Genomic DNA, 25,700 nt, shown 5'->3' with positions numbered 1-25,700 from the left:
GAAGAAGTTATGACAGTTAAAATTTTAAAGAACGGTAGAATGTTTGATGGACAAGAGAAGCAATTAAAAAATGATGTTTTCGTTGTAATTGAAGAAGAAAAAATCACAAAAGTAATGGAGAATGTAAGTGAAAACAATAGTTTGACAATCATGGAAAATTATCCTGAAGCACAAGTTTATGACCTTGAGGGCAATATACTATTGCCTGGATTAATAGACAGCCATATTCATCTTGATCAGCACGGTATGGCCGATACTTATGATGAGAATTTAGTTGAAGATAAATTAAGATCTATTAGGGCTGCCAAAGAAATGGAGAACACTTTGTGGCAGGGTTTTACTACTGTAAGAAATGCTGGTTCTGTTAATTGGATAGATCTTAGTGTTAAAGAAGCAGTTGAACAGAAGATTATAAAGGGACCTAGGATACTTGCCTGCGGTAAGATCTTATGTATTACTTCACCTGGATCTGAATATTTTAAAGGTCTTTATGAGGAAGTTGATGGGTACGACGGTTTTAAACTAGGTGCCAGGGAACAGCTAAAACGTGGTGCTGATCTATTAAAAATAATGGCTACAGGGGCAATTATGAATCCAGGAGGGGTTGCAGGAGCTACTCAGCCCGATGTGGAGGAAATTAGAGCTGTAGTTGAAGAAGCTGACAAATTAAATAAAAAAGTTGCTTCGCATGCTCATGGTGCAGAAGGAATAAAAAATTCTATAAGAGCAGGGGTGCATAGTGTAGAACATGGTACATTTGCAGACAAAGAAGCTATAGAAATGCTGGTTAATGAAGGTGTATATTATGTGCCAACATTAGCTCCAGATTATTTTATGAATAAACACGGTAAAGAAGGTGGAGTTGCTGCATTTATGGTCGACGAAATCAAAAAGAAAAGGATTGCCAGATTAGATAGGGTAAAAAGGGCTTTAGACGCAGGGGTGAAAATTGCTACAGGTTCTGATGCAGGAACTCCTTATAACTTTCAGGGGAAGAATGCTTATGAAATGGTGATTATGGTTAAAGAAGGACTTATGACCGCTGCAGAAGCCTTGATAAGTGGAACTAAAATATCTGCCCAAGCATGTGATTTGGGGGATGAAATTGGAACAATAGAAGAGGGAAAACTTGCAGACCTTATAGTGGTAAAAGATAATCCATTAGAAGACATTGAAACTTTGACAAATGAATCAAACATATTAACTGTTATGAAAGAAGGCGAAATAATGAAGAATATCAAATAAATTGACTTGCTCAACAACATTTGCTAAAATTTGAGGACAAAAGCAGAATAAATGATAAAAGCTATATTAAAGCAAAAGGTGGGGATTGTGTGGAACAGGAAAGAAAGAAGAAAATATTATTTATTTGTGATGCAAATGAAATACCAATTATCGAAGATAGCTGTCAAGAAGTGGATGATTATATTATAGAAATAGAGACATCGGATGATATACTTTCTAGGGGTGTTAGAAACTATCTAGAGGAAATGATAAGTCTTATTAAAGATAAACCTGATAGATATGATGGAATAGTTGGAACAAGAGATATGACAAGCGTTTTTTCAAATGTTATTTGTGAAAAAACAGGAAAACCCGGTACTACAGTTGAAAGTATGATTAATTGTCAAAACAAATACATCTCTAGGATAATACAGAATGATCACTTGCCCCAAAACACACCAAAATTTTGGTTAGACTCTAATTTTTTAAGAGAGTTTCCATTAGAGCCTCCGTTTTTTGTTAAACCGGTTCGGGCAAATGTATCTTATTTGAGTCAAAGAGCGCACTCGTACAATGAAATAAGGGAGTTAATAAAAGATTATACTGTTGAGTTGGTCAAGTATAATCAGTACTTCTTAGACTCCTTAGCTGTTACCTCTCATTTGGAAAATCAACTAAACCTTGAAACTTGTAATAAGTTTTTGAGTGAAGAGATTATGGAAGGCACTCAGGTTACAGTGAACGGATATGTTTATGGAGGAGAACCTCATAATTTTGGCATTGTTAAAGCTGCGTTTCATGATGATATTATAAGTTTTAGCCATCATGAATTACCGTATGAGATTTCACCCAATTTAGAAAAACAAATAAATGATGTTACTTCTGAGCTTGTTAGAGCTTTAGGTTTGAATAATACCTTTTATAATGTAGAGCTTAGAATTGATGAAGAAAAAGAAAAGATCTGGATAGTTGAGGTTAACAGCAGGGCAGCATTTCAATTTGCCAAAATGATAGAGAGAGTTAAGGGGGTCAATTTGGTACAGTGGCTTTGTGATCTTGCTGTAGGAGAAAAACCAAGGGATGTTAGTGAATTTAGAAAGGATGAAACATTTGATTACTGTTTCAACTTTGAACTCAGGAAATTTTCTGATCATGATATTGTAAGAACGCCAATGGCTACAAACTTAGAAGAGTTAAGCAGACAGTATCCGGAAGTGGCTATTAAGAATCTTGTTGATGCTAACACAAAACTATCCGACTATAAGCAAAACCCAAATAGTTATAGATATTGTATTCTTGACGTACCAGGTAATAACAAAGAAGATATACTTAAAAAATACGAAAACATTGTTAATAAGCTTGGATATGAGTTTGAAGAAACAGTATCTTAAAAAAGTAAAGCTGGCCCTTTAATTAATTGGGTCAGCTTTTTAGATTAGAGAGGAGGAGGAAAATTGAGAATTAAACAGTTAAATTCGCCACCACCTTATAAAAATTTCACATACTTAGTTGCTTGCGAGGATTCAGATAAAGGAGCTATTATTGACCCTTCAATGGATTACAAAACGATAATAAATGAAGTAGAAAAAGAAAATATTAATATTAACTACATAATAAATACTCATGATCATCCTGATCATACAGTTGACAATGAAGAATTAAAAGAAGAATTAGGTGCCAAAATAGTACAGCATACTGCTTCAAAAAGAGGAGATTTAAAAATTGGTGATGAAGAAGAGCTCAGATTAGGTGAAACAAAATTAAAATTTTTTCATACCCCGGGACATACTGATCATGATATATGCATTTTTGTTGAAAACAACCTTTTTACTGGAGATACCCTTTTTGTAGGTAAAGTTGGTGGCACTTCTGATGAAAAAAGCGCAAAAAGGCAATTTGATAGTCTGAAAAAACTTATGCAATTACCTGATGAAGTTGTAGTTTGGCCTGGTCATAACAATGGTGCTAAATCTAAGTCTACTATTGGTGAAGAGAAGACTAATAATCCTTTTTGCCTTAGGCTTAATAACTTTAATGAATTTGTTGATCTAAAAGATAACTGGTTAGATTTTAAAGCTAAACATGGACTTGAATAAACATAAATAAAAAAATATCAAGGCAACCTATTAGATCCTACTGTGATTAAAAATTTATGAAGGGAAAAAAAGTTTTTTAGCGAATGTATCCTATATCCTAGCTTATATCTATGTATCTAAAAATTTATTACAGAGAGGGTGATAAAATTATGGGCTCCTCTCTGATCAATTTTGATAAACTTGAAGAAATAGTGCCTGAATTTGAAGTTTATTTAAATGGAGAGGGTATTAAGTATATCAGAGAGAGAAATAAAGTAAGTGACTATTTAAAAGTTTATTTATTTCAAGAAGAAGCTATAGATAGTTTAGATAAAGAAACTATAGAAAACCTTGTTAGCAAGTTGTGGGCTTTTGATGATTGCGCAGATACAAATTTTATTGTTGATGAGATTTTGAGATCTGGTTTGGGTGTAATAAGAGATAGTTTTAAGTTTTTGATTAATGAAGATGAACCTGTGGATAAGCGCTTTGATGAAGTACTCAAGAACATAAGGATGATTGATGATGTAGTTTTGTCAGAAGTTTTATCTCATTTTAATGACAAAAAATATCCTTTGTGGGTTAATAATAAAATTTATTACAGCCTTAAATATTTAGAGGTTCCCAAAGATAGACTCCCAAGTCAAGGACAACTAAATGGAAAACAGTATGAAATATATGCTAACCTATTGCAGGGTATACTTTATGAAATCAAGGATTACTATCCAAAGATAGATTCAGTTTTTAAATTGAGTTTTCTTCTTGATTTTATGGCTAATAAAGGGTATAAATATGATAAAAGCGCAGAAGAAGACAAAATAAACGATGAGAATAAATATGATGGCTCTATAAATAGTGCAAATGTAATAAATCAGGTTTTACAATTAGGGTCTGAGTTAGGTTTTGAAATTGAAAAAGATATAACCATGACTTCAAAATACTCAATTGATGCAGTTTGGAAAAGTAAAATAGCAAATGTGGTGATAACTTATGCCTTTGAAGTTCTAGAAGAAGATGCTAATATTAGATTTATTGCTGCAAAGATTGCAGATATTATGAGGCTTGACGCCTCGATTCAGAAAGTAATAGTAATTTCAACATACAGTCAGTTTGAAAATTTAAAAGATAAAGTTACTGAATTTCATATATCTAAAAATTCTATGATTTATTTTAATGTTAATGATTTAAATAGGGCTTTAAGTTATCTTGAATCTCTAAAGGAAATATTAGATGACTTAGGTCTTCTAAAATTTAACAGTTAAAAATCTTAAAACTAATAGGCGTGGAGCTCACCTGAACCGTCCGCTTGAACTAATGGCTTCTGATCGAATTTATTTTTCATCGGTCAGGAGTCTTTTATATTGGAAAAAATGTATAATTTTTAAGATCGAGTGAGGTAGGTTGAACAACTCTAATTTTAATAAGATTAAATAACATTGAATAATTATCAATTTTATTCAAATTCTTTTAAATCATTGAAAACTCATTATTAATTTAATATAATAAAGACAGGGTGTTGTGAAACAATTAACAAGTTTTGATTATGCATACTCTATAGATAATTTGAAAGGGGTGATTTTCAAACGGATTGAAAGTGAAAAAAATAACACCCGAATGATGCGAGCCTCAAAACTAAAAGTGAAGGAGGGCTAAAGTATGTCAAAATTGTTGAGGGGTCTAATAACTGTATTAACATTAATTATCATCTGGTTAATACCTACTCCTCAGGGCCTTGAAGCAGAAGCATGGCAGCTTCTTGCGATTTTTATTGCAACGATAGTAGGACTGATTTTACAGCCGCTGCCAATGGGTGCAATTGTGCTTATAGCGGTTACATTTACTGCACTGTCGGGAACTTTATCATTAGATGATGCTCTTGCCGGATTTGCAAATTCAGTTGTGTGGTTAATTGTTATGGCTTTTCTATTTGCAAGGGGATTTATCAAAACAGGCCTTGGGCAGAGAATCGCTTATCTAATGATCAAAAGGTTTGGCAAGTCATCATTAGGTTTATCTTATGCAATTGTAGGAAGCGACCTTATACTTGCACCTGCTACTCCATCTAATACAGCAAGGGCAGGTGGAGTGCTTTTTCCAATAGTTCGCAGCTTATGTAATAGTTATGATTCTGAGCCTGGTCCAACTGCTGGAAAATTAGGATCTTACCTTATGGTTACAGTATTTCAGGCAAATCTTGTTACTTCTGCGATGTTTATGACAGCTATGGCGGCAAATCCTTTGGTTGTTGAACTTAGTGCTGAGCATTTAGGAGTGCAACTTGACTGGGCAACCTGGGCACTTGCTGCTTCTGTACCCGGAATTATTTCTTTGATTTTAATACCTATTTTATTTTACAAGATTTATCCACCGGAAATAAAACAAACTCCTGAAGCGGCAGAGTTTGCAGATAATGAACTAAAAAAGTTAGGTCCAATGACCTTTAATGAAAAAGTAATGCTTGGGGTTTTTGTCTTAGCGTTAGTGTTATGGGCTACTGGACAGCTGCATGATATTGGAGGGACTACTGTTGCATTACTTGGGGTTGGTCTTTTACTAATAGCTGGTGTACTAGAGTGGAAAGATGTTTTGAATGAAAATGGTGCTTGGAACGCATTGATTTGGTTTGGAGGCCTAGTGGCTATGGCTAGCGGTCTTGGTGAGCTTGGATTTATAGATTGGTTTACTGAGCAGGTTCAAGCAGGAGTTGCTGATATGGGTTGGTTTACTGCTTATATTATAATCGCCCTTGTATACTTTTATGCTCACTATGGTTTTGCTAGCATGACAGCCCACGTAACTGCAATGTTTGTACCATTTGCGACTGTTGCAATAGCAGCAGGAGCACCTGCTTATATGGTTGCTTTGACCCTTGGATTTTTCTCTAACTTGAATGCTGCCATGACACATTACGGCACAGGCCCTGCTCCAATATACTTTGGTGCTGGTTATGTTGAGCTAGGTAAGTGGTGGAAGTTAGGCTTTTTGACTTCAGTAATATTTGTAGTTATCTGGTTAGGACTAGGTTCTGTATGGTGGAATATTATCGGGTTAATTTAAACAAAGTTAATAAGATATTTTAAAATGTTATCTTAAAAGAAGGATTTTAGAGACAATATTTTCGAGGCAGGCTTGATATATTAGCCTGCCTCATTTACAATTTATCAAATAGGTTTAAAAGGAGGAGGATAATAAAATGTATTTAAAATATGGTAAAGATGAAGTGGAGCTTAATATTCCGAAAAATGTAGATGCCAAAACATTAGAACTGCCAAACATATTACCACTTAATGATCCAAAGACAGAAATCCAAAAAGCCTTGGATAACCCAATTAACTTGCTGTCTTTAAAAGAGTTCATTGAACCTAACGACAAGGTGTGTATTATAGTTAACGATTCCACCAGGGTTGCAAATAGTGACTTCTTTTTGCCTCTAATACTTGATAATTTAAATGAAACTGGAGTAAAAGATGAAAATGTTATTATAGTATTTGCAAATGGTAATCACAGACCTATGGATAAAGATGAAATGGTTTCTCTTGTAGGTGAAGATGTGGCCAGGAGAGTAAAAATGTATAATCATGATTGTGAAAAAGATGAAATGGTTTACCTGGGTGAAACTAGTAGAGGTACACCCGTTTATATTAACAAATTAGTTTATGAGGCTGATAAGAGGATACTAACAGGAAGTGTAGTTTATCATTTCTTTGCTGGATTTGGAGGAGGAAGAAAAGCTTTAGTACCGGGCGTATCTGGCCATAAAACCATTCAGGCTAATCACAGGTTAATGTTATCAGATGATGCTAAACTAGGAAGGTTAGAAAAAAATCCTGTTCATGAAGACCAAATCGAAGCTTCATCAATGGTCAAAAACAATTTTTTATTGAATGTTGTTTTAAATGAAAAAAAAGAATTTCTAAACATATATGCAGGGGATATGATAAAAGCTCACTCTAAAGCTTGTGAGTTTGTCAAAGAGGTGTATGGGGTTAAAATAGACAAACCAGCAGATATAGTCATTGCAAGCTGTGGCGGATATCCAAAAGATATAAATATTTATCAGGCTCAAAAAACCTTAGATAATGCGTTACAGGGTTTAAAAGAAGGAGGACAGCTTATACTTCTTGCTCATTGCCCTGAAGGTATGGGCTCAAAAGTGTTTGAAGAATGGGTTTCAAAGTATAACTCTTTGGACGAAACTGAAAAAGCTTTAAAAAAACACTTCGTACTGGGAGGACATAAAGCTTATGCTATTTATAAAATAGCTGATAGAGCTAACGTTCTGCTTGTTTCCTCGATAGAAAAAGAAAACGCAGATAAACTAGGCTTTACAATTGTTGAAACTTTAGATAATGCTTTGTCTAAAGCAATAGAACAAACTTCTGAATCCTCTCCGCTTCTATATATAATGCCGGAAGGCTCCTTAACTGTTCCAGTTCTGAAATAAATAATTTGACTCTGGTGACTTTTTGTACCAAATCATAACTTAAATATAGATTTATTTATGACCACCCCGTTGAGAAATAAGTAGAAAAGAATTATAATTTAAGGGAATGAAATGGGGGTGGTCCTTAATTTGTAAAAGAAGATTTCGGGGGATTATATTTGATATGGATAACACACTGTTATCATCTAGAATAGATTTTGATAGAATGAAACAAGAGATCTTTGACTTTTTGGTATCAAAAAATTTAATTAACCAGGAAACTGTATTAGACGTACATACAGTATCTACAATTATCCAAAAAGCAAAAGAATCCAGAAATTATGATGACAAAGCTAACAAACAGGTATGGGAGATAATCCTAGATATTGAAAAAGAAGGCATGAAAGATGCTTGTTTAGAACCAGGCGTAGTTGATTTACTAACCAAAATATACTCGAATTATATTTTGGTTGTTTTAACAAATAATTCTAACGAAGCTGCAGTATCTGCATTAAAGGAACATACTATTGATAAATACTTTGATTATATTGTTACTAGAGACCATGTTGTTGAGCTTAAGCCATCCCCTGGGGGTGTAAAAAATATTCTGAAAAAGTTTGACTTAAAGCAGAAGGAATGGCTTTTGATTGGAGACTCTTGGATTGATGGTAGGGCTGCTATCAATGGTGGAATTAGTTTTTTGGCATACAAGGCAAATGAGCAAGAATTAAAAGAAAAAAATATTGAATACATAGGAAATATAAATCATATTAAAGAGGTTTTTGAATTTATCTAAGGTAGATTATCAAAAAGAATCGTTATGTGGGTTGAATAACTATGAGTTATACTTTTTATTTAATAGTTTTTGAGTTGGAGAAGTCCAAAATAATTAAGATTGGCAAGTTGGGGGAATTTCATTTCCCACCGGGATTTTATGTTTATATTGGAAGTGGCAAAAAAAACATTGAAGCTAGGGTTGCTAGGCACATTAAAAAAAACAAAAAGAAAAGATGGCATATTGATTATTTATCAGTTGTTGCTAGCCCTGTAGAAGTTAGATTTTTAAAGGATAGTAATATAGATAATCACAATAATTATGACAAGGAAGAATGTTGTCTTGCAAGGCGATTATCTGATATGGGTGGCCTGATTATTGTTGATGGTTTTGGGGCCTCAGATTGTAATTGTCCTTCCCATCTATTATACTTTCAATATAAACCTATAATTGATTATAATAAAGTGTTAAATTTTTAAAAGGAGATTAAACATAAAAATGAAGGACAAATTTTATGAAGAAAATATATATTTAAAAAAAACTTTGGACTTGATAGGTGAGTTAGTGATCATTACTGATTACCATGGAAACATTATTTATCATAATGATTATTTAAGTCAAATTGTAGATGAATCTCCTACAAATATAAAAGATTTGATCGACAGTGGCAGTTTTTCTGAGCTTAAGGACTCTAAAAAGGAAACTAACGTTAAGATAAATGAAAAAAACTATCCCGTTGAAGTTGAACATTTTTCTAAGTACATAATTATAACTTCTGTAAATCAAAAAAGAGAAAATATAAAACTAAAAGATAAGTTAGATGATTTACAAACTCAGTTAAATAAGGCAAGTCTTATACATGAAGTAAACTTACCTAAAAATTTACCCGAGTTAGAAAAACTAAGCTTCTCCTCCTACTATCAACCTGCAGAATATCATTTAGGTGGGGATATGTATGATGTTATAGAAGTAGACCATGGGGCAATGAGTGTTTTTTTTGATCATGTAGTTAGTTATGTTGTCGATGTAACAGGTCATGGGCTTGATAGTACTTTGCTTTCAACTTTTGTTAAAGATTCAATTGATAGCTATTTTATGAACAAACATAATGAAGGTGAAATGGTTGTACCAAGTAGAATACTAGAACACTTAAAAGATCTGTTTCTTCAAGAAGGTTATCCTGGAGACTATTTTGTTACAATATTAATAGGAGTATTTGATTTAAACTTACAAGAATTTATGTACAGTAGTGCAGGGATGCAGTATCCTACATTGGTAATTAATCGGAATAATGGGAAACTAAAAAAATTAGATTGTGGCGGGATACCTATTTCTTCTGCTGTACCTGAGGAAGTTATGAGCTATAAGGATTATAATATTAAGCTTGATAACGAAGATATTGTAGTGTTGTATACTGATGGAATAGCAGAACAAAGAAATGAAAAGAATGAGGAATATTTCGATAGACTTTTGAGTGTTTTAGAAAATAATTACAGTTTAAGTGTAACAGAACTTGTTGATAAGATTGTTAAGGATTTTGATGAATTTCTCGGTCATAATGGCCTCGAGGACGATATCACATTATTGATGGCCCGTTTTAAATAGACTTATAAGAAAGGGAGAAGTGTAGTGGGTTTTAAAGATAATGAAATCATGAAAAATAATAATTCAAATATAGTAATTGATAAAGTTAAAAAAATAAATAACTACACTAAAAATTTTACAGGTCATGATAATCCAGAGTTAAAACGGATATTTGAAGAAGAAAGTAAAAAGAAAAAGTTATCGCCAATTGTTGAACCAGAAGTAGGTAGATTTTTAAACTTTTATATCAGGTCGATACAAGCCCAAAAGGTTTTAGAATTAGGAACAGGAATAGGATATTCAACTATTTGGCTAGCTGAAGCCTTAAAATATACTAACGGTAAACTAATATCATTAGAACTAGATAATGACAAGTATAATATAGCTAAGGAAAACATCAAGAAGGCAAGGTTAAATACAGATTTGGTTGAGCTTATTTTGCAGGATGCTATAAGTTATATTGACTCACTAATACAATCAGATAAAAAAGAAAATTTTGACCTTATTTTTATTGACTTAGAAAAAACTTTGTATCCTGATTTGGTTGAGAGATGTATAAAAATAGTCTCCGAGAATGGTGCTATAATAGCTGATGATACCCTTTTTAAACCTAAGGGCCTGCGAAAAAAAGTGAGTGATCCAGTTGATAAATATAACAATCAGGTTTTCAATGACAAACGACTTTATAGCTCGATATTACCGATAGGTGATGGGTTAACTTTAAGTTTAAAGCTAAGCCTATGAACTGTACTTATCCGCGATCTCTCCTGCAATCGGAAGCATAAATTTTTCCCCTTGATATGCTTTGACCATCAATATCACCCACAGAATAAAAGTTCCAATCCAGATTAATATGGATATGAAAGTTAAAATACTTACAAATACCATAGCTATCCCGCCTAATAAGAAGACTGACATTAATCCAAAAATGGAAGCCAAAACCTTAAGGATAATTTGTACTGCTGTAATTACACCGAAAACCATAATAGATTGCCAGGCATGAAATTTAACAAAACTATTTTTTTCTATAAATAAAAGGATTATACCTGAAACCCAACCCAAAACGTAACATAAAACCCCAGAAATATTTTCATCGATTCCAAGTTCAGTATTATTGTTATCCCTGTTCAATTTGCTCACCTCTTTTGTTTGAATTTTACAATTTCTTTATAATACCATCGTTGAGGTGCTATATTCTTTTTTGTATGGAGCAAATCCTTCAAAATTAAATATTAATTTAAAAAATTAGGTAGGAATTTGAAATGTTTTGTCGAAAAGCCTAAGACACATTGAATTGATATTTTTTAAAGGGAGAGGAACCATTATTGAAAGATAAACAAGTACTAACATATATTTGCGTATTACTATTTATAGCTTTGTTATTTATAGGGATTTATGATTTTGACCTAGAGGAAGAAACTGTCCAAAAACAAAAAGAAGAAGAAAAAGAAAAAGATGAAAAACAATCTTCTAGATACAGCTATTCTATTTATGATAGATTATTTATGGCGGAAAACGATAAGATTGAATATGACAGTATTGACGATTCACCATTAGAAAACACAATAATTGATTTTTGGCAAGAATATGAAAATGGAAATTTTGAGAGTGCTTTATCTTACTTAAAATCACCGTCGAAAGAGATATTTGAAGAAAATGTAAGTGATAAAAATGCCATACATCAAAAAATTATTAATAAAATTCAATTAGATTATTTGGGAGAGGTTAGGGCAAAAGATAAAAATGGCAGTGAATTTGCAAAAGTAAAAGTAGAACTTACAATTCCATCAGTTGAGGATGTTTATCCAAAATTTATGATTAATTCGTACAACTCATTTTTTGAACAAAAAGAGAATATGGATGAAGCAGAAAAGGATAGATTGCTCTCTGAAATTCTCGTAGAAACTTTACAGAAGATAGATTACGACGGACCTGAATCAAAGGTTGTTACTGAAAACGTAATACTTAAAAGAAATAAGAATAGTGATAATTGGAAGATAAAAGAAGCTGAATTTATTGGAATTGATTTTCCTGACTTTAAAGATCTAGCTCTCAAAACATTAAACAATAAAGAAAATTTAATCAATGACAACTTTGGATACAATGAAAGGGTTGAAGGTAGAATTGATGATTATATTAAATTTGATCTTACGTTAGAAGATAATGATGAAAATTTGGCTTTAATAAACACAATTGAGTATCCAGATAATGTAGAACTGTATCCTGAATTTTTGTCTGAAAACTTAAATCTCTTTAGCCAGGTAAGAAGAGACATAGATGAGAGTACAAAGCATAGAATTATCGAAACAGCTTTTATTAATGTCTTGAATGAAGCTAGTTTAAAAAGTTTTCAAAAGAGTACATATATGTACTTTTGCAAAGATGAATTTAAGTTCAAAATTAATGAATCTCCGTATATTCAGATAGTAAATTTTGATTTTATTGAAGAAGGTAAAAGAATATATGAATTTATTAATTATATTAGGGAGAAAAAAGCATACGTTGATCATTTTCTTACAGATTCTAATCAAGAAAAACGAAAAGAAGTTTTTTATTTACAGGATGATATTATAACTGAAGAAAGCAGTGAAGACTCAAAATATAAGTTGATTTTAACTTATCCAGAACAAGAATTTTTAAAATCTACTCATCTTAATAACTTTAATCTTAAGTTTGACATTGATGAGGAAGAATTTACGGAAATAGTAAATGTTCTATTTGAAGAAACTTATGAAGAATATCAAAGTGGTGAGGATATACTTAATAAAGATGTAATTACTAGATCTTTAGAACTTAATAAAGATAACAAATATGTATTTAGGCATCAAGATGATTATCCTGAGATTGATCTTCCTTTTATTGACTAAGCTTTCACCCTTTTTACAAAATGGGGTGATTTTATTTTAAAAGTTTTTAATTATACATTGATTCTACTAATAAAATTTTGATAAACTGTATGTATATGTACAAATGTGTGTGAAAAATGGAGGAGTGGCTTATGAGAATTCAAATTTATGATACGACCTTAAGGGATGGTTCACAGGGAGAAGGAATTTCATTTTCTATTAATGATAAGATAAATATTTTAAAAAAGTTTGATGAATTCGGGATAGATTATGTTGAAGGTGGATGGCCTGGCTCTAATCCAAAAGACATTGAATTTTTTAAGACAGCTAAAGATATAGAATTGAAAAATACTACCCTTGTAGCTTTTGGAAGTACCAGAAAGCCAGATACACCTGTTGAAAAAGATATTAACGTAAAATACTTACTAGAATCAGGAGCCAAAGCCATTACGATATTTGGAAAGTCATGGGATCTCCATGTATCTAAAGCTTTAGATACCACTTTAGAAGAAAATTTGAAAATGATTGAAGACAGTATAAAATTTTTAAAGGATAAAGGGATAAAAGTTTTTTATGATGCAGAACACTTCTTTGATGGTTTTGAAGCAAATGAAGAGTATGCACTTAAAACTCTAATTACTGCCCAGAGGGCAGGGGCAGATACTATAACCCTGTGTGATACAAATGGTGGTATAGAGCCTACTAGACTAGAAGAAATAATAAAAAAAGTAAATGAAAAAATTAGTACTCCGCTAGGTATTCATTCACATAATGATTCAGGACTTGCTGTTGCTAATTCAATGAAAGCTGTTCAAAATGGTATTGTTCAAGTTCAGGGGACTGTGAATGGCTATGGTGAAAGATGTGGGAATGCAAATTTATGTACTTTGATTCCTAATATAATTTTAAAATTAGACCGAAAATGTAACTTCAGTAAAGAAAAGCTTAAAGATATCACGGCTCTTTCACGTTTTGTGGCAGAAGTTGCAAATATTTCACCACCAGCTAACTCGCCATATGTAGGTGAAAATGCTTTTGCTCATAAAGGTGGCATTCATGTTAGTGCTGTAATGAAACAAAATAATACCTATGAGCACATTGACCCCAAAATTGTAGGCAATGATAGAAAGGTTCTTGTTTCTGAATTATCAGGAAAGAGTAATATACTTCAAAAAGCTAAAGAAGTTAATCTTAACCTAAATAGAAATATACCTCAAACACAAAAGGTATTAGAAAAAATAAAACGCATGGAGCATCAAGGGTACCAACTTGAAGGTGCTGAAGCTTCTCTTAAGTTGCTTATTTGGAAAACATTAAATCTATACGAAAGTTTTTTTGAATTAATTAGTTTTCGAGTGATAGTTGATAATAAAGAGGAAACATTTAGAGATACCGAAGCTACAGTCAAAATTAGAGTCGGGGACGAGGTTTTATTAAAAGCTGCAGAAGGAAATGGTCCAGTTAATGCATTAGATCATGCACTTAGAAAGGCATTAGAAGAATTTTATCCTGCTCTTAAAAATATTAGTCTTGTTGATTATAAAGTTAGGGTACTTGAAGGTACTGATGGTACAGGATCTAAAGTAAGAGTTTTGATAGAATCAAAAAATGATAAAGAATCTTGGAGTACAGTGGGGATGTCCCCTAATATCATTGAAGCTAGTTGGATTGCTTTAGTAGATAGTATAGAGTATGGATTAATGTGTGAACATGACCCGGGATTAGTTAAAATGAAAGAAAAAATGGAAAGGTTATGTAGTTAAAGCTTGATTAATATTTCCTGGGAAAGCGCATTTTCTGCAAAATTTCGTGGTATTTCGCCTTTTTAAGAAATAAGTCTCTTTTGTGGGGCTTATTTTTTTGTAAAATTTTCAGATTATTTTTAAAAATGACTTTCAAAAAATAGACTTATTTGAGAAAATAAAATAAAGATTTTAAATCATAGCAAATCATGTGGGGGGAGATAATTGTATAAAGCAGATGTCTTAAGTAAAGAAGATGTAAAACAAATTCATTCGGCTTCAATGGAAATTTTAGAGAATACCGGTATCGAATTTTTATATGAACCTGCAATTGAGGTTTTTAAAAAAGCAGGATATAAGGTAGATGGAAACAGAGTTTATATAACAGAGGGCCAGGTATTAGACAATATGAAAAAAGCACCATCGTCTTTTACCATTTATGCTTTAAACCCTGATAAAAATGTATATTTAGGGGGAAATAATATTACTTTTGCTCCAGGTTATGGAGCTCCTTTTGTATTGGAAGGAGGCATCAACAGAAAAGCATTACTTTCAGACTTTGAAAATTTTGCTGTTTTAGCAGCGACAAGTCCGCATATGGACTTTACTGGTGGTGAACTTGTTGCTATTAGCGATGTACCCCAAAAAAATAGGCATCGAGAAATGATATTTAGGTTAATGAAAAACTCTGATAAACCATTTATTGGAAGTTCTAAAGGTAAAGAAGGTGCTAGGGACTCTATTAATTTAGCTAAAATAGTTTTTGGGGAAGATTATGTAAAGAGTCATCCGGTAATGGTTCCTTTGTTAAATTCATTTAGTCCTCTTGCTTATAGTGATTCATGTTTGGAAGCTATTATGGAATATGTAAAGGATAATCAACCAGTTATAATTTCCTCGGTTACTATGGCTGGGACTACAGGGCCAGCAACTATAGCTGGTTCTCTTGCTGTGCAAAATGCCGAGGTATTAGCAGGATTAACTTTTACACAACTGCTAAACCCAGGGAATCCAATTATATATGGTGGTGCTTCTGCAATAACTGATATGCAGGATGGAGAATTATCTATTGGAGGGCCAGAAACAGTTTTATTTGTTACCGGTAGTGTTCAGCTGGCAAAAATGTATGACATACCTGTAAGAGGTGGAGGTGGTAGTTTGACAGATGCCAAAGCTCCTGGATACCAATCTAGTTGGGAATCAAGTATGAACTTGATGGGTTCAGCAGCTACAGGTGTCAATTTTATTTTGCATGCAGCAGGAGGCTTGCAGTTCTATAATGCGATGAGTTATGAAAAGTTTATTTTAGATGAAGAGCTTTGCGGCATGGCAAAACATATAAAAAAAGGTGTAAAGGTAACTCCAGAGAACCTAGCTCTCGATTTAATTAAAGAAGTGGGTCCAAGGGGAGAATTTATAACGAGCTTTCATACTTTTGAAAATTATAAAAAGGAATTTTATTTCCCAACAATTGCAGACAGATATACTTATTCCAAATGGATTGAAAAAGGGAAAAATGAATTTACAAAAGCAAAAGAGATTGTTGAGGAAAGGTTATACTTAGGTAAAGAAATGGGTATATTAGACAAAGAGACAATTAAACGTCTTGATGAGTATGTTAATAATGGTGAGTGAAACCAAACAGAACACTTTTTCTATAGCATTAAATCTATATGTTAAGTTATAACGAAGTTTTTAAAGTTTAACCGGTATGATTTATAGTGAGGTGATTATTTAACGTGAGAGGTTATATCTGCCCTTTTAATCGAGCTTGATAATTTTAGCAAATTCAAGTATAGTTAAGAAGTGGTGGTAAGGTTAAAATAATTAAACAATAGGTCTGTTAAGCTACCTTTGTATATCTTTCTTTAGAAAAGATATTTTAAATGTTTATTAATAAAATGCTTAACAGATCAAAAAATTTTACAGGAGGTATATTAAGTTATGGCAAATTTTGAAGAATTAAAGAATTCTGTTATTGATGCTGATGTGGAGAAAGTAGAACAATTGACTCAGCAAGCAATTGATGGGGGATCTGATCCGATTGAAATCATTAATAACGGCCTGATAGCTGGAATGACCGTTGTGGGGCAAAGATTTAAAGATGGTGACATGTTTGTTCCAGAGGTACTTATGGCAGCTAAAGCAATGGCAGCTGGGGTTGACAAAGTTAAGCCACTAATTGCTGAAGCCGATGTTCCATCTTCAGGTAAAGTTGTTTTGGGAACAGTTAAAGGAGACCTTCACGATATAGGTAAGAACCTTGTAAAAATGATGCTTGAAAGTGTAGGATATTATGTTGTTGATATAGGTATCGATGTACCAGCAGAAGACTTTGTACAAGCAGTTAAGGATGAAAAACCACAGATAGTTGGAATGTCAGCTCTTCTAACTACTACAATGATGGAAATGAAAGAAACAATTGATGCTCTTAAAGAAGCAGGTGTTAGAGACGACGTCAAGATTATTGTGGGTGGTGCTCCGGTCACAGAAGAGTTTGCAGAAGAAATTGGTGCTGATGCTTATGCACCAGATGCGCCTACAGCAACAGATATCATAGAAGAGCTGTAAGTATTATATTTGGTATAAGATAGTTTTTTTATATTAGGAAGGGAGGATATGTTGTGAAAAAGAGCAACTATGTAAGAAGTAATTATACAACAAACGATACTCCGCAGGCAAAAGTTCTTACTAAAGACCAGTGTCGTAGGATAGTTTCTACTGCTGTGGAGATGCTAGAACGTACAGGTGTTGATGTGTATTATGACAAAGCTAGAGAAATACTGGCTGATCATGGCTGTCATGTTGATGGAAAGAGGGTTAAAATACCTTCAGGTTTAATGGAGTGGGCTATAAGGACTGCGCCTTCAAGAGTTACAATGACTGACATGAAGGGAGAGCGAAAGCTTTATTTAGAAGGAAGCAATAGCTACTATGGTCCGGGACCTACAAATACATTTTGGATAGACCCTTACACTGAGGAAAGAAGAAAGCCAAACAAAGATGATAAAAGAAATGTAGGTAAGGTCTGTGATCAGCTTGATAATATAGATTATGTTATGGATCTTGGAACTCCTACAGGTGTTACTTATAACTTGGCGGACGTACATGCTTTTGAAGCTATGATACAAAATACAACTAAACCAATATGCCATTGGGGCTTTGGTGTTGAACAGTATGAAGTAATGACAGACATGGCTATAGCAATTAAAGGAAGCCTTGAGGAGCTACGTCATGAACCTTTTGTCGCTTTTTATTCTGAGCCAAGTCCTCCAAGTATTCAGGACTATGATGCAATATCAAAGGCTATGTGGGCTGCAGAAAAAGGTCTTCCTAAAGTTTATACACCTTGTATAATGGGTGGGGCTACTGCACCTGCTAGTATAGCTGGAGTACTTGCTCAGTCACTTGTAACTTCATTCCCTGGACTACTTGCAGGGCAGCTTGTAAACCCTGGTGCCCCATTCATCATTGGTGGATTGATTGCGATTATGGATATGCAGAGTACTATATTAAGTTATGGTTCTGCGGAGTTCATGCTAATGCAAGGTGCTATGGCTGACCTTGGCCATTATATGGAAATCCCAATCTTTGGTACAGCAGGATGTACGGATTCAAAGCTGCTAGACGAGCAGGCTGCTATAGAATCTGCGTTATCAATCGGTATGGCTGCTACTATGGGTGCTAACTTAGTACATGATGTTGGTTATAGTGAATATGGTAATACTGGATCGTTATATCAGTGTGTACTTGGTGACGAAGTTGTTGGAATGGTAGGACGCATTATGGAAGGTATCGAAGTAAGCGACGAAACTCTAGCTTTAGATGTAATTGATAAAGTAGGGCCAGGAGGCCATTTCCTTGGAGAAAGTCATACAATGAAAAACTTTAAAAATGAGTTCTGGTTCCCAGATCTGATTGACAGACAAAGATATGAAGCTTGGCAGAAAAGCGGTAGCAAGAGCATGAGAGATAGAGTTAAAGAGAAGACAGTACGCTTAATCGAGAATGATCGTCCAGAAGTATTAAGTGAAGATGTTCAAAAAGATATAGCGGATATCCTAGAAGAAGCAGAGAAAAAGTTCGCCGAAAAAAATAAATAAAATTTGATTATAAAAATCTGTTTATAACAGTATCATTAAAGATCTTTTAATGAAAAAACTTGATAAAAAGAAATAGTGTAGCATCCTTTTTATCAGGAAGGAGGAACAGGTAATTGAAAAGTAATATAAATTCTAAGAGTTTGTCTATGCAAGTTTTGTCTGAAGACCAGTGCGAAAAAGTATTTCATGCTTCCCTTGAGATTTTAGAGAGAACAGGGGTAGATATATTTGACGATCAGGCATTAGATATACTAAAAAAAGCTGGATGTTGGGTTCAAGGAAATAGGGTAAGGATTCCAGCAAGTAAAGTAGAAAAAGCTCTACAAACTGCTCCGTCTAGAGTTACACTATGTGATAGTAGAACAGGTGAGAGGACGGTCCACTTAGAAAGCCATAACGCATACTATGGTACAGGTTCGGATACACCATATTACATTGATCCTTATACTCAAGAGAAAAAGAAAACTACTAAAGAAAGTGTTAGTAATTCCTGTAAAATAATAGATGCACTACCTAACTTAGATTTTGTTATGTCTGCAGGTATCGTTCAGGATGTTGACCAAAAAATTCATGATAGACATCAGTTTGAAGCACAAATCAAAAACACTTCGAAGCCAATAATCACTACGGCTGCTGATGCAGATGGTTTCAAAGATATAATTGAAATGTGTGAACTTGTTGCAGGAGGAGAAGAAGAACTTAAGAGAAATCCGATTATGGGGCTTTATATTGAGCCTAGTTCTCCGTTGCAGCACTCTGAAGAAGCAGTGAGCAAGCTTATTATAACTGCTGAAAAAGAAGTTCCAGCTGTATATACGCCATGTATAATGGCAGGAGCTACTGGCCCTGTTACATTAGCGGGGAATCTGGCGACTGGTATTGCAGAGAGTTTAAGTGGTCTAGTGATTCATCAGCTAGTAAATGAAGGTGCTCCATTTATTAAAGGTGGAGTATATACTATAATGGATATGAACTCAACAATATTCTCCTATGGTGCTCCAGAGTTTGACCTACTACAAAGCGCTCTAGCAGATATGTGCCATTATCTAAAGCTACCTATGTTTGGTACTTGTGGCTGTAGTGACTCTAAGTTAGCTGATGAGCAAGACGGTATAGAATCAGCTATCTCTATCCTTATGACTCAACTTTCTGGTTCTAACTTGAATCACGATGTTGGCTATATAGAGTACGGAATGACTACTTCTTGGGATAGTCTTGTGATCTGTGATGACATAATAGGTATGGTTCGCAGGGTAGCTGAAGGAGTAACTGTTACCGATGAAGCTCTAGGTATGGAAGTTTTTGATGAGGTAGGTCCATCGGGACACTTCTTAACAGCTGCTCATACTAAAAAGTGGTTCAAAAAAGAATTCTATGATACAAGAGATGGTGTTTCATCTCTTATGGATCGCAGCAGATATGATAATTGGGCAGCAGATGGCAAGAAAAGATTGTTTGATAGAGCTAATGAAAAAGTTAGAGACATCCTAGAAAATTACGAACCAGAACCGTTGCCGGAAGATGTACAGAAGAAAATATCAGAAATTGTTAAACGAGCTGAAGAAAAATTTCTATAAAACTCCTATTAAGCTCTATAAATTTGAACTAGTATACCTGAGGTCGTGACCTTTCAAAAGAAACATCTTAACTGCTGCTGACGGGTTTTTAAATGGCAGTTAAGATGTTTCTATTTCTTATAAGCTTTCCTTAAAGCTGACAATAGTTGGAGTGGTTTTATGAAGATTATTGCATGTAAAACTATAATGAATGAAATAAATTATTATAAGCCTTCACATATTAAAGCTGAGTTCTTGGAATCTGGATATCACAGGTATCCAGATCAATTAAGGGAAAAATTGCAGGAATATATCGATAATACTACAGATGCTGATGTATTAGTATTTGGATATGGCTTATGTTCAAATGGATTAGCCGGCCTTGAGTCTAAAGATAAAACCCTTGTAATACCTAGGTTCCATGATTGTATCGGTATTCTTCTTGGATCAAGGGAGAAGTACAATGAAGAATTTGACAAAGAACCCGGGACATACTACTTGAGTAAAGGTTGGATTGATGAATTAAGGGAGCCGTATGCAGAATATCAGGAATATGTAGAAAAATTTGGTGAAGAAATAGCAAAATGGTCTATAGATATGCAATATAAAAACTATACTCGCCTTGCATTTGTAAAAAGCAATAATCTGGGTGATCAGAGTAAATATATTGATTATGCAAAAAAAGTGGCAGATTTTCTAAATATCAAATTTGAAGTATTTGATGGCAAAGAAGATATTTTTAAAAAATTAGTGGTTAAGGAATGGGAAAAAGACGATAATTTTGTAGTAGTTCCACCTTGTAAAATTGTTAAGAATAACTATTTTTTCGATAGGGAGGATGATGCATGATGTTAATTATAGGTGAACTTATAAACACGAGCAGAAAAGCAATATCAAAAGCAGTAGAAGAAAGAGATGCCGAATATATTAAAGATATAGCTAGACAACAGGTAGAAGCTGGTGCAAATTATATAGACGTTAATGCTGGAACAAGAGTTCATGACGAGGCCGAATGTCTAAAATGGCTTGTAGAAACTGTCCAAGAAGAAATAGATATGCCCTTATGTATAGATAGCCCAAGTGCCGAAGCTCTAAAGGTAGGCCTTGAAGCACACCAAAATGGTCAACCAATGATAAATTCTATTACTGATGAAAAAGAACGTTATGATGAAGTACTTCCTTTGGTTTTGGAATATGATGCTAAAATTATAGCATTATGTATGAATGATGACGGAATGCCAGATACAGGGCAAGAAAGGCTTGATATTGCTAAAAATTTAACAGATAACATGAAAAATGCTGGAGTTAAAGAAGAAAATATCTTTCTAGATCCGTTAGTTAAGCCTGTAAGTGTAAATACAGACTTTGGAAATGAAGTACTAGATGCGATAGAGATGATTCATCAGGAGTATGACAAGGTACATACAACTTGTGGATTAAGTAATGTTTCCTATGGCCTACCAAATAGACATCTCTTAAACAGAGCATTTTTGGTAATGTGTATGGCTAAAGGGATGGATTCAGTTATTTTGGACCCACTAGACAAGAAAATTATGTCATTACTAATAGCTTCTAACACTTTAATTGGTAATGATGACTTTTGTATGAACTATCTGAAAGCTCAAAGAGCTGGAAAATTAGAAAAGTAATTAAAAAAAGTTATTTGATAACTCTCTTTCCCGGTATATTGATATAATTGATTAATAGAACTGGGGGAGGGAGTTATTGTATAAAGGAGTTTTTATCGTGCCCAAAATAAATGTGGTAAATGAAGACTAAATTATCCAGCAACCGAAGACATGAATGTCCAAATTATTAGCAACAAACCTAAAGAAGAAAAATTGAAGAAAAATTTTAGTAGATGGTACTATGTTTGTACTAAATGTATATCCTGAAAGAAAGGTGTGAAACAACTTGCAATGCCCTCAATGTAAAGGTTTAAATATTAGACATATTGGGAAAAGATCCCATAGAATAATTATGGCTCTGGTTTTTGTATTTATTACGTATTTGATGTCTCTTTCTGTTCCTGAGTTTAGAGTCATTTTTTATATGGCCATAGCCCTGGGAATCCCAGCAGCTATGGCCGTTAAAACTAAAGAGTTTGAGTGTAAGGAATGTAAACTAACCTGGGACAGAGGAGAATAGCTTAAACTAAATAAGATTGTAACGACTTCACCCTTTTTTCTCTACCTTTTTTGTTGGATTCTATAGCATACAAAAATGCTTCAACAGTATCTAAAGATGTAAAGCAAGGTATGTTGCTTTCTACAGAAGCTCTTCTTATTCTAAAGCCGTCCCTTGATGGCTCTTTACCTTTTGTAAATGTATTTACCACTAGATTAATTTTTCCCTGATCAATGATGTCTAATAAGTTAGGTTTTCCTGAGTTTATTTTTCCTACCTTGTTTACTTTTAACCCTTTCCTTATCAGATAATCAGCGGTGCCAGAAGTAGCAAATATCCTATATCCAAGTTGTTCGAATTTTTCTGCTAAAGGATGAACATACTCTTTGTCGCGGTCTGCAACTGTTATCAAAACCCCACCTTCATCTTCTAAATTATATCCTGCTGCTAATAATCCTTTGTAAATAGCTCTATCAAACTCCTGGTCAATTCCCATTACCTCCCCAGTAGATTTCATTTCAGGTCCCAAGGTTGTATCAACCTGTGAGAGTTTGGCAAAAGAAAAAACGGGAGCTTTTAAGGCATAAAAATCAGGTTCAGGTATTCTGTGAAAATTCCAGCCTTGAGATTTTAGTGAATTTCCAAGCATTATTTTTGTAGCAATATTGACCATGGGAACACCTGTAACTTTACTTAAAAAAGGTACAGTTCTAGAGGACCTGGGGTTAACCTCAATTACATATAAATTATTGTTTTTAACTACATACTGAATATTTAGCATACCTTTGATATTTAACCCAAGAGCAAGCTTTTTTGTAGATTCAATAATCTTTTCTTTTAAGTCGATAGACAAAGATATAGTTGGATAAACAGCCATACTATCTCCTGAATGAACACCAGCTTTTTCAATATGCTCCATAAGCCCAGGTATTAGAACATCATTTCCATCACATATTGCATCTACTTCTATTTCTGTTCCCTGGATGAATTTATCAATCAGTACAGGATAATCTGGAGAAGCTTTGACGGCCCAATTTAGATATCTTTCTAAATCTTCCAGGCTATATACTATTTCCATAGCTCTGCCGCCAAGGACATAAGAAGGCCTAACTAGCAAGGGAAATCCAAGATTATCTGCAATAGCTTTAGCTTCCTCAGTGCTTGTAACAGTTTTTCCTTCAGGTCTTGCAAGTTTTAAATCTGATAGTAATGTATCGAATTTATTCCTGTCTTCAGCCCGGTCCATATCCTGAACGCAGGTTCCTAAAATATTATTTTTGGCATTATATAATGGATAGGCTAGGTTAATTGCAGTTTGCCCTCCAAATTGGGCAATTATTCCTTTGGCATTTTCCTGCTTTAGAACTGATATTACATCTTCAGTAGTTAAAGGTTCAAAGTAAAGTCTGTCTGATATGTTGAAATCAGTACTGACAGTTTCAGGATTGTTATTTATAATAACTGCATCATAACCAAGTTCCTTAAGAGCAAGAACTGAGTGTACTGAACAGTAATCAAATTCTATACCTTGACCAATTCTAATTGGTCCGGAACCAAGAACGATTACACTTTCGTTATCTGTTTTTTTTATTTCATTCTCATCTTCATAGGAAGAATAATAATAAGGAGTTTCGGCTTCAAATTCTGCTGCACATGTATCTACAATTTTATAAACAGGGTGTAAATCTTCGTTATCTTGTAATTCACAGATTTTATCTAAGCTAACATCTGTGAAGCTGGCGATTTGTTCGTTTGTAAACCCTCTTTTCTTAGCCTCCGAGAAAAGCACCTTATTATCTGTTAGGATTTTATCTTTGTTTTCTTTTAACTGTTGCTCTAGCTCAACAATGTTTTTAAATTTATTTAAGAAGAATGTATCTACTCCTGTTATCTCGTGTAGCTCTTCGATAGAAATACGACTTTTAATAGCTCTTAACAACCATATTATTCTATCATCTTTTCCTGCTGACATATTTGTAAAAATTTCGTGCGGTGAAAAATCATCTTTCCAAAACTCATTAAGATTAATTTCAAGGGATCTTAATGCTTTTAAAAAAGCGCTCTCAAAATATCTCTCAATAGCCATGACTTCTCCGATGGCTTTCATTTGTGAACCAAGCTTTCTATCAGCAACATTGAATTTATCAAATGGGAATCTAGGTAATTTTATAACTACATAGTCAAGACTTGGCTCAAAAGAAGCGTAAGTTTTTCCTGTAACTTCATTTTTTAGCTCATCCAAATTATAACCAAGGGCTATTTTTGCAGCTATTTTGGCAATTGGATATCCAGTTGCTTTTGAAGCAAGAGCACTTGACCTACTAACTCTTGGATTAACCTCAATAACATAATAATTATCTGATTTTGTATCAAGGGCAAATTGAATATTACATCCGCCTTTTATTTCAAGGGCCCTGATAATTTTTATTGCTGCTTCTCTAAGTATTTGATGTTCATTATCTGCTAGAGTCTGTGAGGGGGCAATCACCATACTGTCACCAGTATGAACCCCTACTGGATCTATATTTTCCATATTACATACGGTTATACAATTGTCATTAGCATCCCTTATGACTTCGTACTCTAATTCTTTCCAACCAGTTACTGAACGTTCAACTAATATCTGATCAATTAAAGAGTAGTGGATTCCTCTCGTGGAGATACCTTTTAACTCGTCTTTATTATTTGCTACACCGCCACCTGTGCCACCAAGAGTGTAGGCAGGTCTAACTATGACCGGGTATCCTATACTTTCTGCAAAAGATATAGCTTCTTCCGTTGTAGAAACTATAATACTTTCTGGTACAGGTTCATTTATTTTTTCCATAAGTTTTTTAAAGCCATCTCTATCTTCAGCTTGTTTAATAGAATTTAGGGAAGTACCTAAGAGTTTGACACCATATTTATCTAAAACACCATCTCGGTCTAATTCCATAGCTAAGTTTAGACCGACCTGACCGCCGAGGGTAGCTAACAATCCCTCAGGGCGTTCTTTTTCGATTATTTTAGTAATATATTCTTTAGTCAACGGTTCCAAGTAAACACTATCGGCTATATTTTCATCAGTCATAATTGTGGCTGGATTAGAATTTACAAGTACTACTTCTATTCCTTCTTCTTTTAGTGCCCTACAGGCCTGTGTTCCGGCATAATCAAACTCTGCTGCTTGACCTATGATAATTGGACCTGAACCTATCATTAAGACTTTTTTAATATTTGTTTTATTTTTCATGATTTCACCCCTC

The 25,700-nt window shown here is 33.8% G+C and carries 21 protein-coding genes; 19 read left to right on the top strand and 2 right to left on the bottom strand.

Features of this window, described 5'->3' with window-relative positions; all coding sequences use genetic code 11:
- Positions 1-9 precede the first annotated feature (9 nt).
- From ACONDI_RS07100 to ACONDI_RS07055, 10 genes are all read left to right on the top strand, one after another.
- On the top strand, positions 10-1,245 hold the full coding sequence (locus ACONDI_RS07100) for a metal-dependent hydrolase family protein (RefSeq protein ID WP_241080770.1): 1,236 nt from the start codon (positions 10-12) through the stop codon (positions 1,243-1,245).
- An 89-nt stretch (positions 1,246-1,334) separates the two neighbouring features.
- On the top strand, positions 1,335-2,615 hold the full coding sequence (locus ACONDI_RS07095; RefSeq protein WP_241080769.1) for an ATP-grasp domain-containing protein: 1,281 nt from the start codon (positions 1,335-1,337) through the stop codon (positions 2,613-2,615).
- Between the two features lie 63 nt (positions 2,616-2,678).
- On the top strand, positions 2,679-3,320 hold the full coding sequence (locus ACONDI_RS07090) for a hydroxyacylglutathione hydrolase family protein (protein WP_241080768.1): 642 nt from the start codon (positions 2,679-2,681) through the stop codon (positions 3,318-3,320).
- Positions 3,321-3,469: 149 nt separating this feature from the next.
- Positions 3,470-4,561, top strand: coding sequence for a hypothetical protein (locus ACONDI_RS07085; protein ID WP_241080767.1), 1,092 nt, complete (start codon positions 3,470-3,472; stop codon positions 4,559-4,561).
- A 394-nt stretch (positions 4,562-4,955) separates the two neighbouring features.
- Entirely contained in the window at positions 4,956-6,356 is a 1,401-nt protein-coding gene (locus tag ACONDI_RS07080) for an anion permease (RefSeq protein WP_241080766.1), read from the top strand.
- Between the two features lie 136 nt (positions 6,357-6,492).
- Positions 6,493-7,743, top strand: a complete 1,251-nt coding sequence (locus tag ACONDI_RS07075) for a nickel-dependent lactate racemase family protein (protein ID WP_241080765.1) — start codon at positions 6,493-6,495, stop codon at positions 7,741-7,743.
- Positions 7,744-7,849: 106 nt separating this feature from the next.
- A complete protein-coding gene (locus ACONDI_RS07070) occupies positions 7,850-8,518 on the top strand; it encodes an HAD family hydrolase (protein WP_338086473.1) in 669 nt (222 codons plus the stop codon).
- Positions 8,519-8,559: 41 nt separating this feature from the next.
- Positions 8,560-8,976 carry a GIY-YIG nuclease family protein gene (locus tag ACONDI_RS07065; RefSeq protein WP_241080763.1) on the top strand — a complete coding sequence of 139 codons (417 nt, stop codon included), beginning with the start codon at positions 8,560-8,562 and terminating at the stop codon, positions 8,974-8,976.
- Positions 8,977-8,995: 19 nt separating this feature from the next.
- Positions 8,996-10,102, top strand: coding sequence for a PP2C family protein-serine/threonine phosphatase (locus ACONDI_RS07060; protein WP_241080762.1), 1,107 nt, complete (start codon positions 8,996-8,998; stop codon positions 10,100-10,102).
- A gap of 24 nt (positions 10,103-10,126) precedes the next feature.
- Entirely contained in the window at positions 10,127-10,825 is a 699-nt protein-coding gene (locus ACONDI_RS07055) for an O-methyltransferase (protein WP_241080761.1), read from the top strand.
- On the opposite strand, the gene ACONDI_RS07050 is transcribed toward ACONDI_RS07055, so the two are convergent.
- Positions 10,820-11,212 carry a DUF4870 domain-containing protein gene (locus ACONDI_RS07050; protein ID WP_241080760.1) on the bottom strand — a complete coding sequence of 131 codons (393 nt, stop codon included), beginning with the start codon at positions 11,210-11,212 and terminating at the stop codon, positions 10,820-10,822. The two genes, ACONDI_RS07055 and ACONDI_RS07050, sit on opposite strands and share 6 nt — an antisense overlap.
- 194 nt (positions 11,213-11,406) lie before the next feature.
- Between ACONDI_RS07050 and ACONDI_RS07045 the strand changes: the two genes are divergently transcribed.
- From ACONDI_RS07045 to ACONDI_RS07005, 9 genes are all read left to right on the top strand, one after another.
- The gene (locus ACONDI_RS07045) at positions 11,407-12,948 is read left to right on the top strand and encodes a hypothetical protein (protein ID WP_241080759.1); all 1,542 of its coding nucleotides are present in this window, start codon (positions 11,407-11,409) and stop codon (positions 12,946-12,948) included.
- 131 nt (positions 12,949-13,079) lie between these two features.
- Positions 13,080-14,690: a citramalate synthase gene (gene cimA / locus ACONDI_RS07040; protein WP_241080758.1), complete on the top strand. Its 1,611-nt coding sequence runs from the start codon at positions 13,080-13,082 to the stop codon at positions 14,688-14,690.
- Positions 14,691-14,894: 204 nt separating this feature from the next.
- Entirely contained in the window at positions 14,895-16,304 is a 1,410-nt protein-coding gene (locus ACONDI_RS07035; RefSeq protein WP_241080757.1) for a trimethylamine methyltransferase family protein, read from the top strand.
- A gap of 309 nt (positions 16,305-16,613) precedes the next feature.
- Positions 16,614-17,240 carry a corrinoid protein gene (locus ACONDI_RS07030; RefSeq protein WP_241080756.1) on the top strand — a complete coding sequence of 209 codons (627 nt, stop codon included), beginning with the start codon at positions 16,614-16,616 and terminating at the stop codon, positions 17,238-17,240.
- Between the two features lie 53 nt (positions 17,241-17,293).
- A complete protein-coding gene (locus ACONDI_RS07025; RefSeq protein WP_241080755.1) occupies positions 17,294-18,772 on the top strand; it encodes a trimethylamine methyltransferase family protein in 1,479 nt (492 codons plus the stop codon).
- Between the two features lie 113 nt (positions 18,773-18,885).
- Positions 18,886-20,349 (top strand): trimethylamine methyltransferase family protein, encoded by a 1,464-nt coding sequence (locus ACONDI_RS07020; protein ID WP_241080754.1) that lies wholly within the window; start codon positions 18,886-18,888, stop codon positions 20,347-20,349.
- 159 nt (positions 20,350-20,508) lie between these two features.
- Positions 20,509-21,177 (top strand): DUF1638 domain-containing protein, encoded by a 669-nt coding sequence (locus tag ACONDI_RS07015; protein WP_241080753.1) that lies wholly within the window; start codon positions 20,509-20,511, stop codon positions 21,175-21,177.
- The gene (locus ACONDI_RS07010; protein ID WP_420848190.1) at positions 21,177-21,977 is read left to right on the top strand and encodes a methyltetrahydrofolate cobalamin methyltransferase; all 801 of its coding nucleotides are present in this window, start codon (positions 21,177-21,179) and stop codon (positions 21,975-21,977) included. Before ACONDI_RS07015 ends, ACONDI_RS07010 begins: the two co-directional genes overlap by 1 nt.
- Positions 21,978-22,242: 265 nt before the next feature.
- Positions 22,243-22,476 (top strand): hypothetical protein, encoded by a 234-nt coding sequence (locus ACONDI_RS07005; protein ID WP_241080751.1) that lies wholly within the window; start codon positions 22,243-22,245, stop codon positions 22,474-22,476.
- A 1-nt stretch (position 22,477) separates the two neighbouring features.
- On the opposite strand, the gene carB is transcribed toward ACONDI_RS07005, so the two are convergent.
- A complete protein-coding gene (carB, locus tag ACONDI_RS07000; RefSeq protein WP_241080750.1) occupies positions 22,478-25,687 on the bottom strand; it encodes a carbamoyl-phosphate synthase large subunit in 3,210 nt (1,069 codons plus the stop codon).
- Positions 25,688-25,700: the final 13 nt, after the last annotated feature.

The organism is Natranaerofaba carboxydovora (assembly GCF_022539405.1).
In the GTDB taxonomy this organism is placed as follows: Bacteria; Bacillota; Natranaerobiia; order Natranaerobiales; family Natranaerofabaceae; genus Natranaerofaba; species Natranaerofaba carboxydovora.
This window is presented reverse-complemented; position numbering and strand designations above follow the sequence as displayed.

Bases quoted from the DNA above. Each gene is read 5' to 3' on its own strand.
- ACONDI_RS07085 (WP_241080767.1), top strand. From the start codon at position 3,470: ATGGGCTCCTCTCTGATCAATTTTGATAAACTTGAAGAAATAGTGCCT.
- ACONDI_RS07030 (WP_241080756.1), top strand. From the start codon at position 16,614: ATGGCAAATTTTGAAGAATTAAAGAATTCTGTTATTGATGCTGATGTG.
- ACONDI_RS07060 (WP_241080762.1), top strand. From the start codon at position 8,996: ATGAAGGACAAATTTTATGAAGAAAATATATATTTAAAAAAAACTTTG.
- ACONDI_RS07010 (WP_420848190.1), top strand. From the start codon at position 21,177: ATGTTAATTATAGGTGAACTTATAAACACGAGCAGAAAAGCAATATCA.
- ACONDI_RS07075 (WP_241080765.1), top strand. From the start codon at position 6,493: ATGTATTTAAAATATGGTAAAGATGAAGTGGAGCTTAATATTCCGAAA.
- ACONDI_RS07080 (WP_241080766.1), top strand. From the start codon at position 4,956: ATGTCAAAATTGTTGAGGGGTCTAATAACTGTATTAACATTAATTATC.
- ACONDI_RS07065 (WP_241080763.1), top strand. From the start codon at position 8,560: ATGAGTTATACTTTTTATTTAATAGTTTTTGAGTTGGAGAAGTCCAAA.
- cimA (WP_241080758.1), top strand. From the start codon at position 13,080: ATGAGAATTCAAATTTATGATACGACCTTAAGGGATGGTTCACAGGGA.
- carB (WP_241080750.1), bottom strand. From the start codon at position 25,687: ATGAAAAATAAAACAAATATTAAAAAAGTCTTAATGATAGGTTCAGGT.
- ACONDI_RS07100 (WP_241080770.1), top strand. From the start codon at position 10: ATGACAGTTAAAATTTTAAAGAACGGTAGAATGTTTGATGGACAAGAG.
- ACONDI_RS07070 (WP_338086473.1), top strand. From the start codon at position 7,850: ATGAAATGGGGGTGGTCCTTAATTTGTAAAAGAAGATTTCGGGGGATT.
- ACONDI_RS07015 (WP_241080753.1), top strand. From the start codon at position 20,509: ATGAAGATTATTGCATGTAAAACTATAATGAATGAAATAAATTATTAT.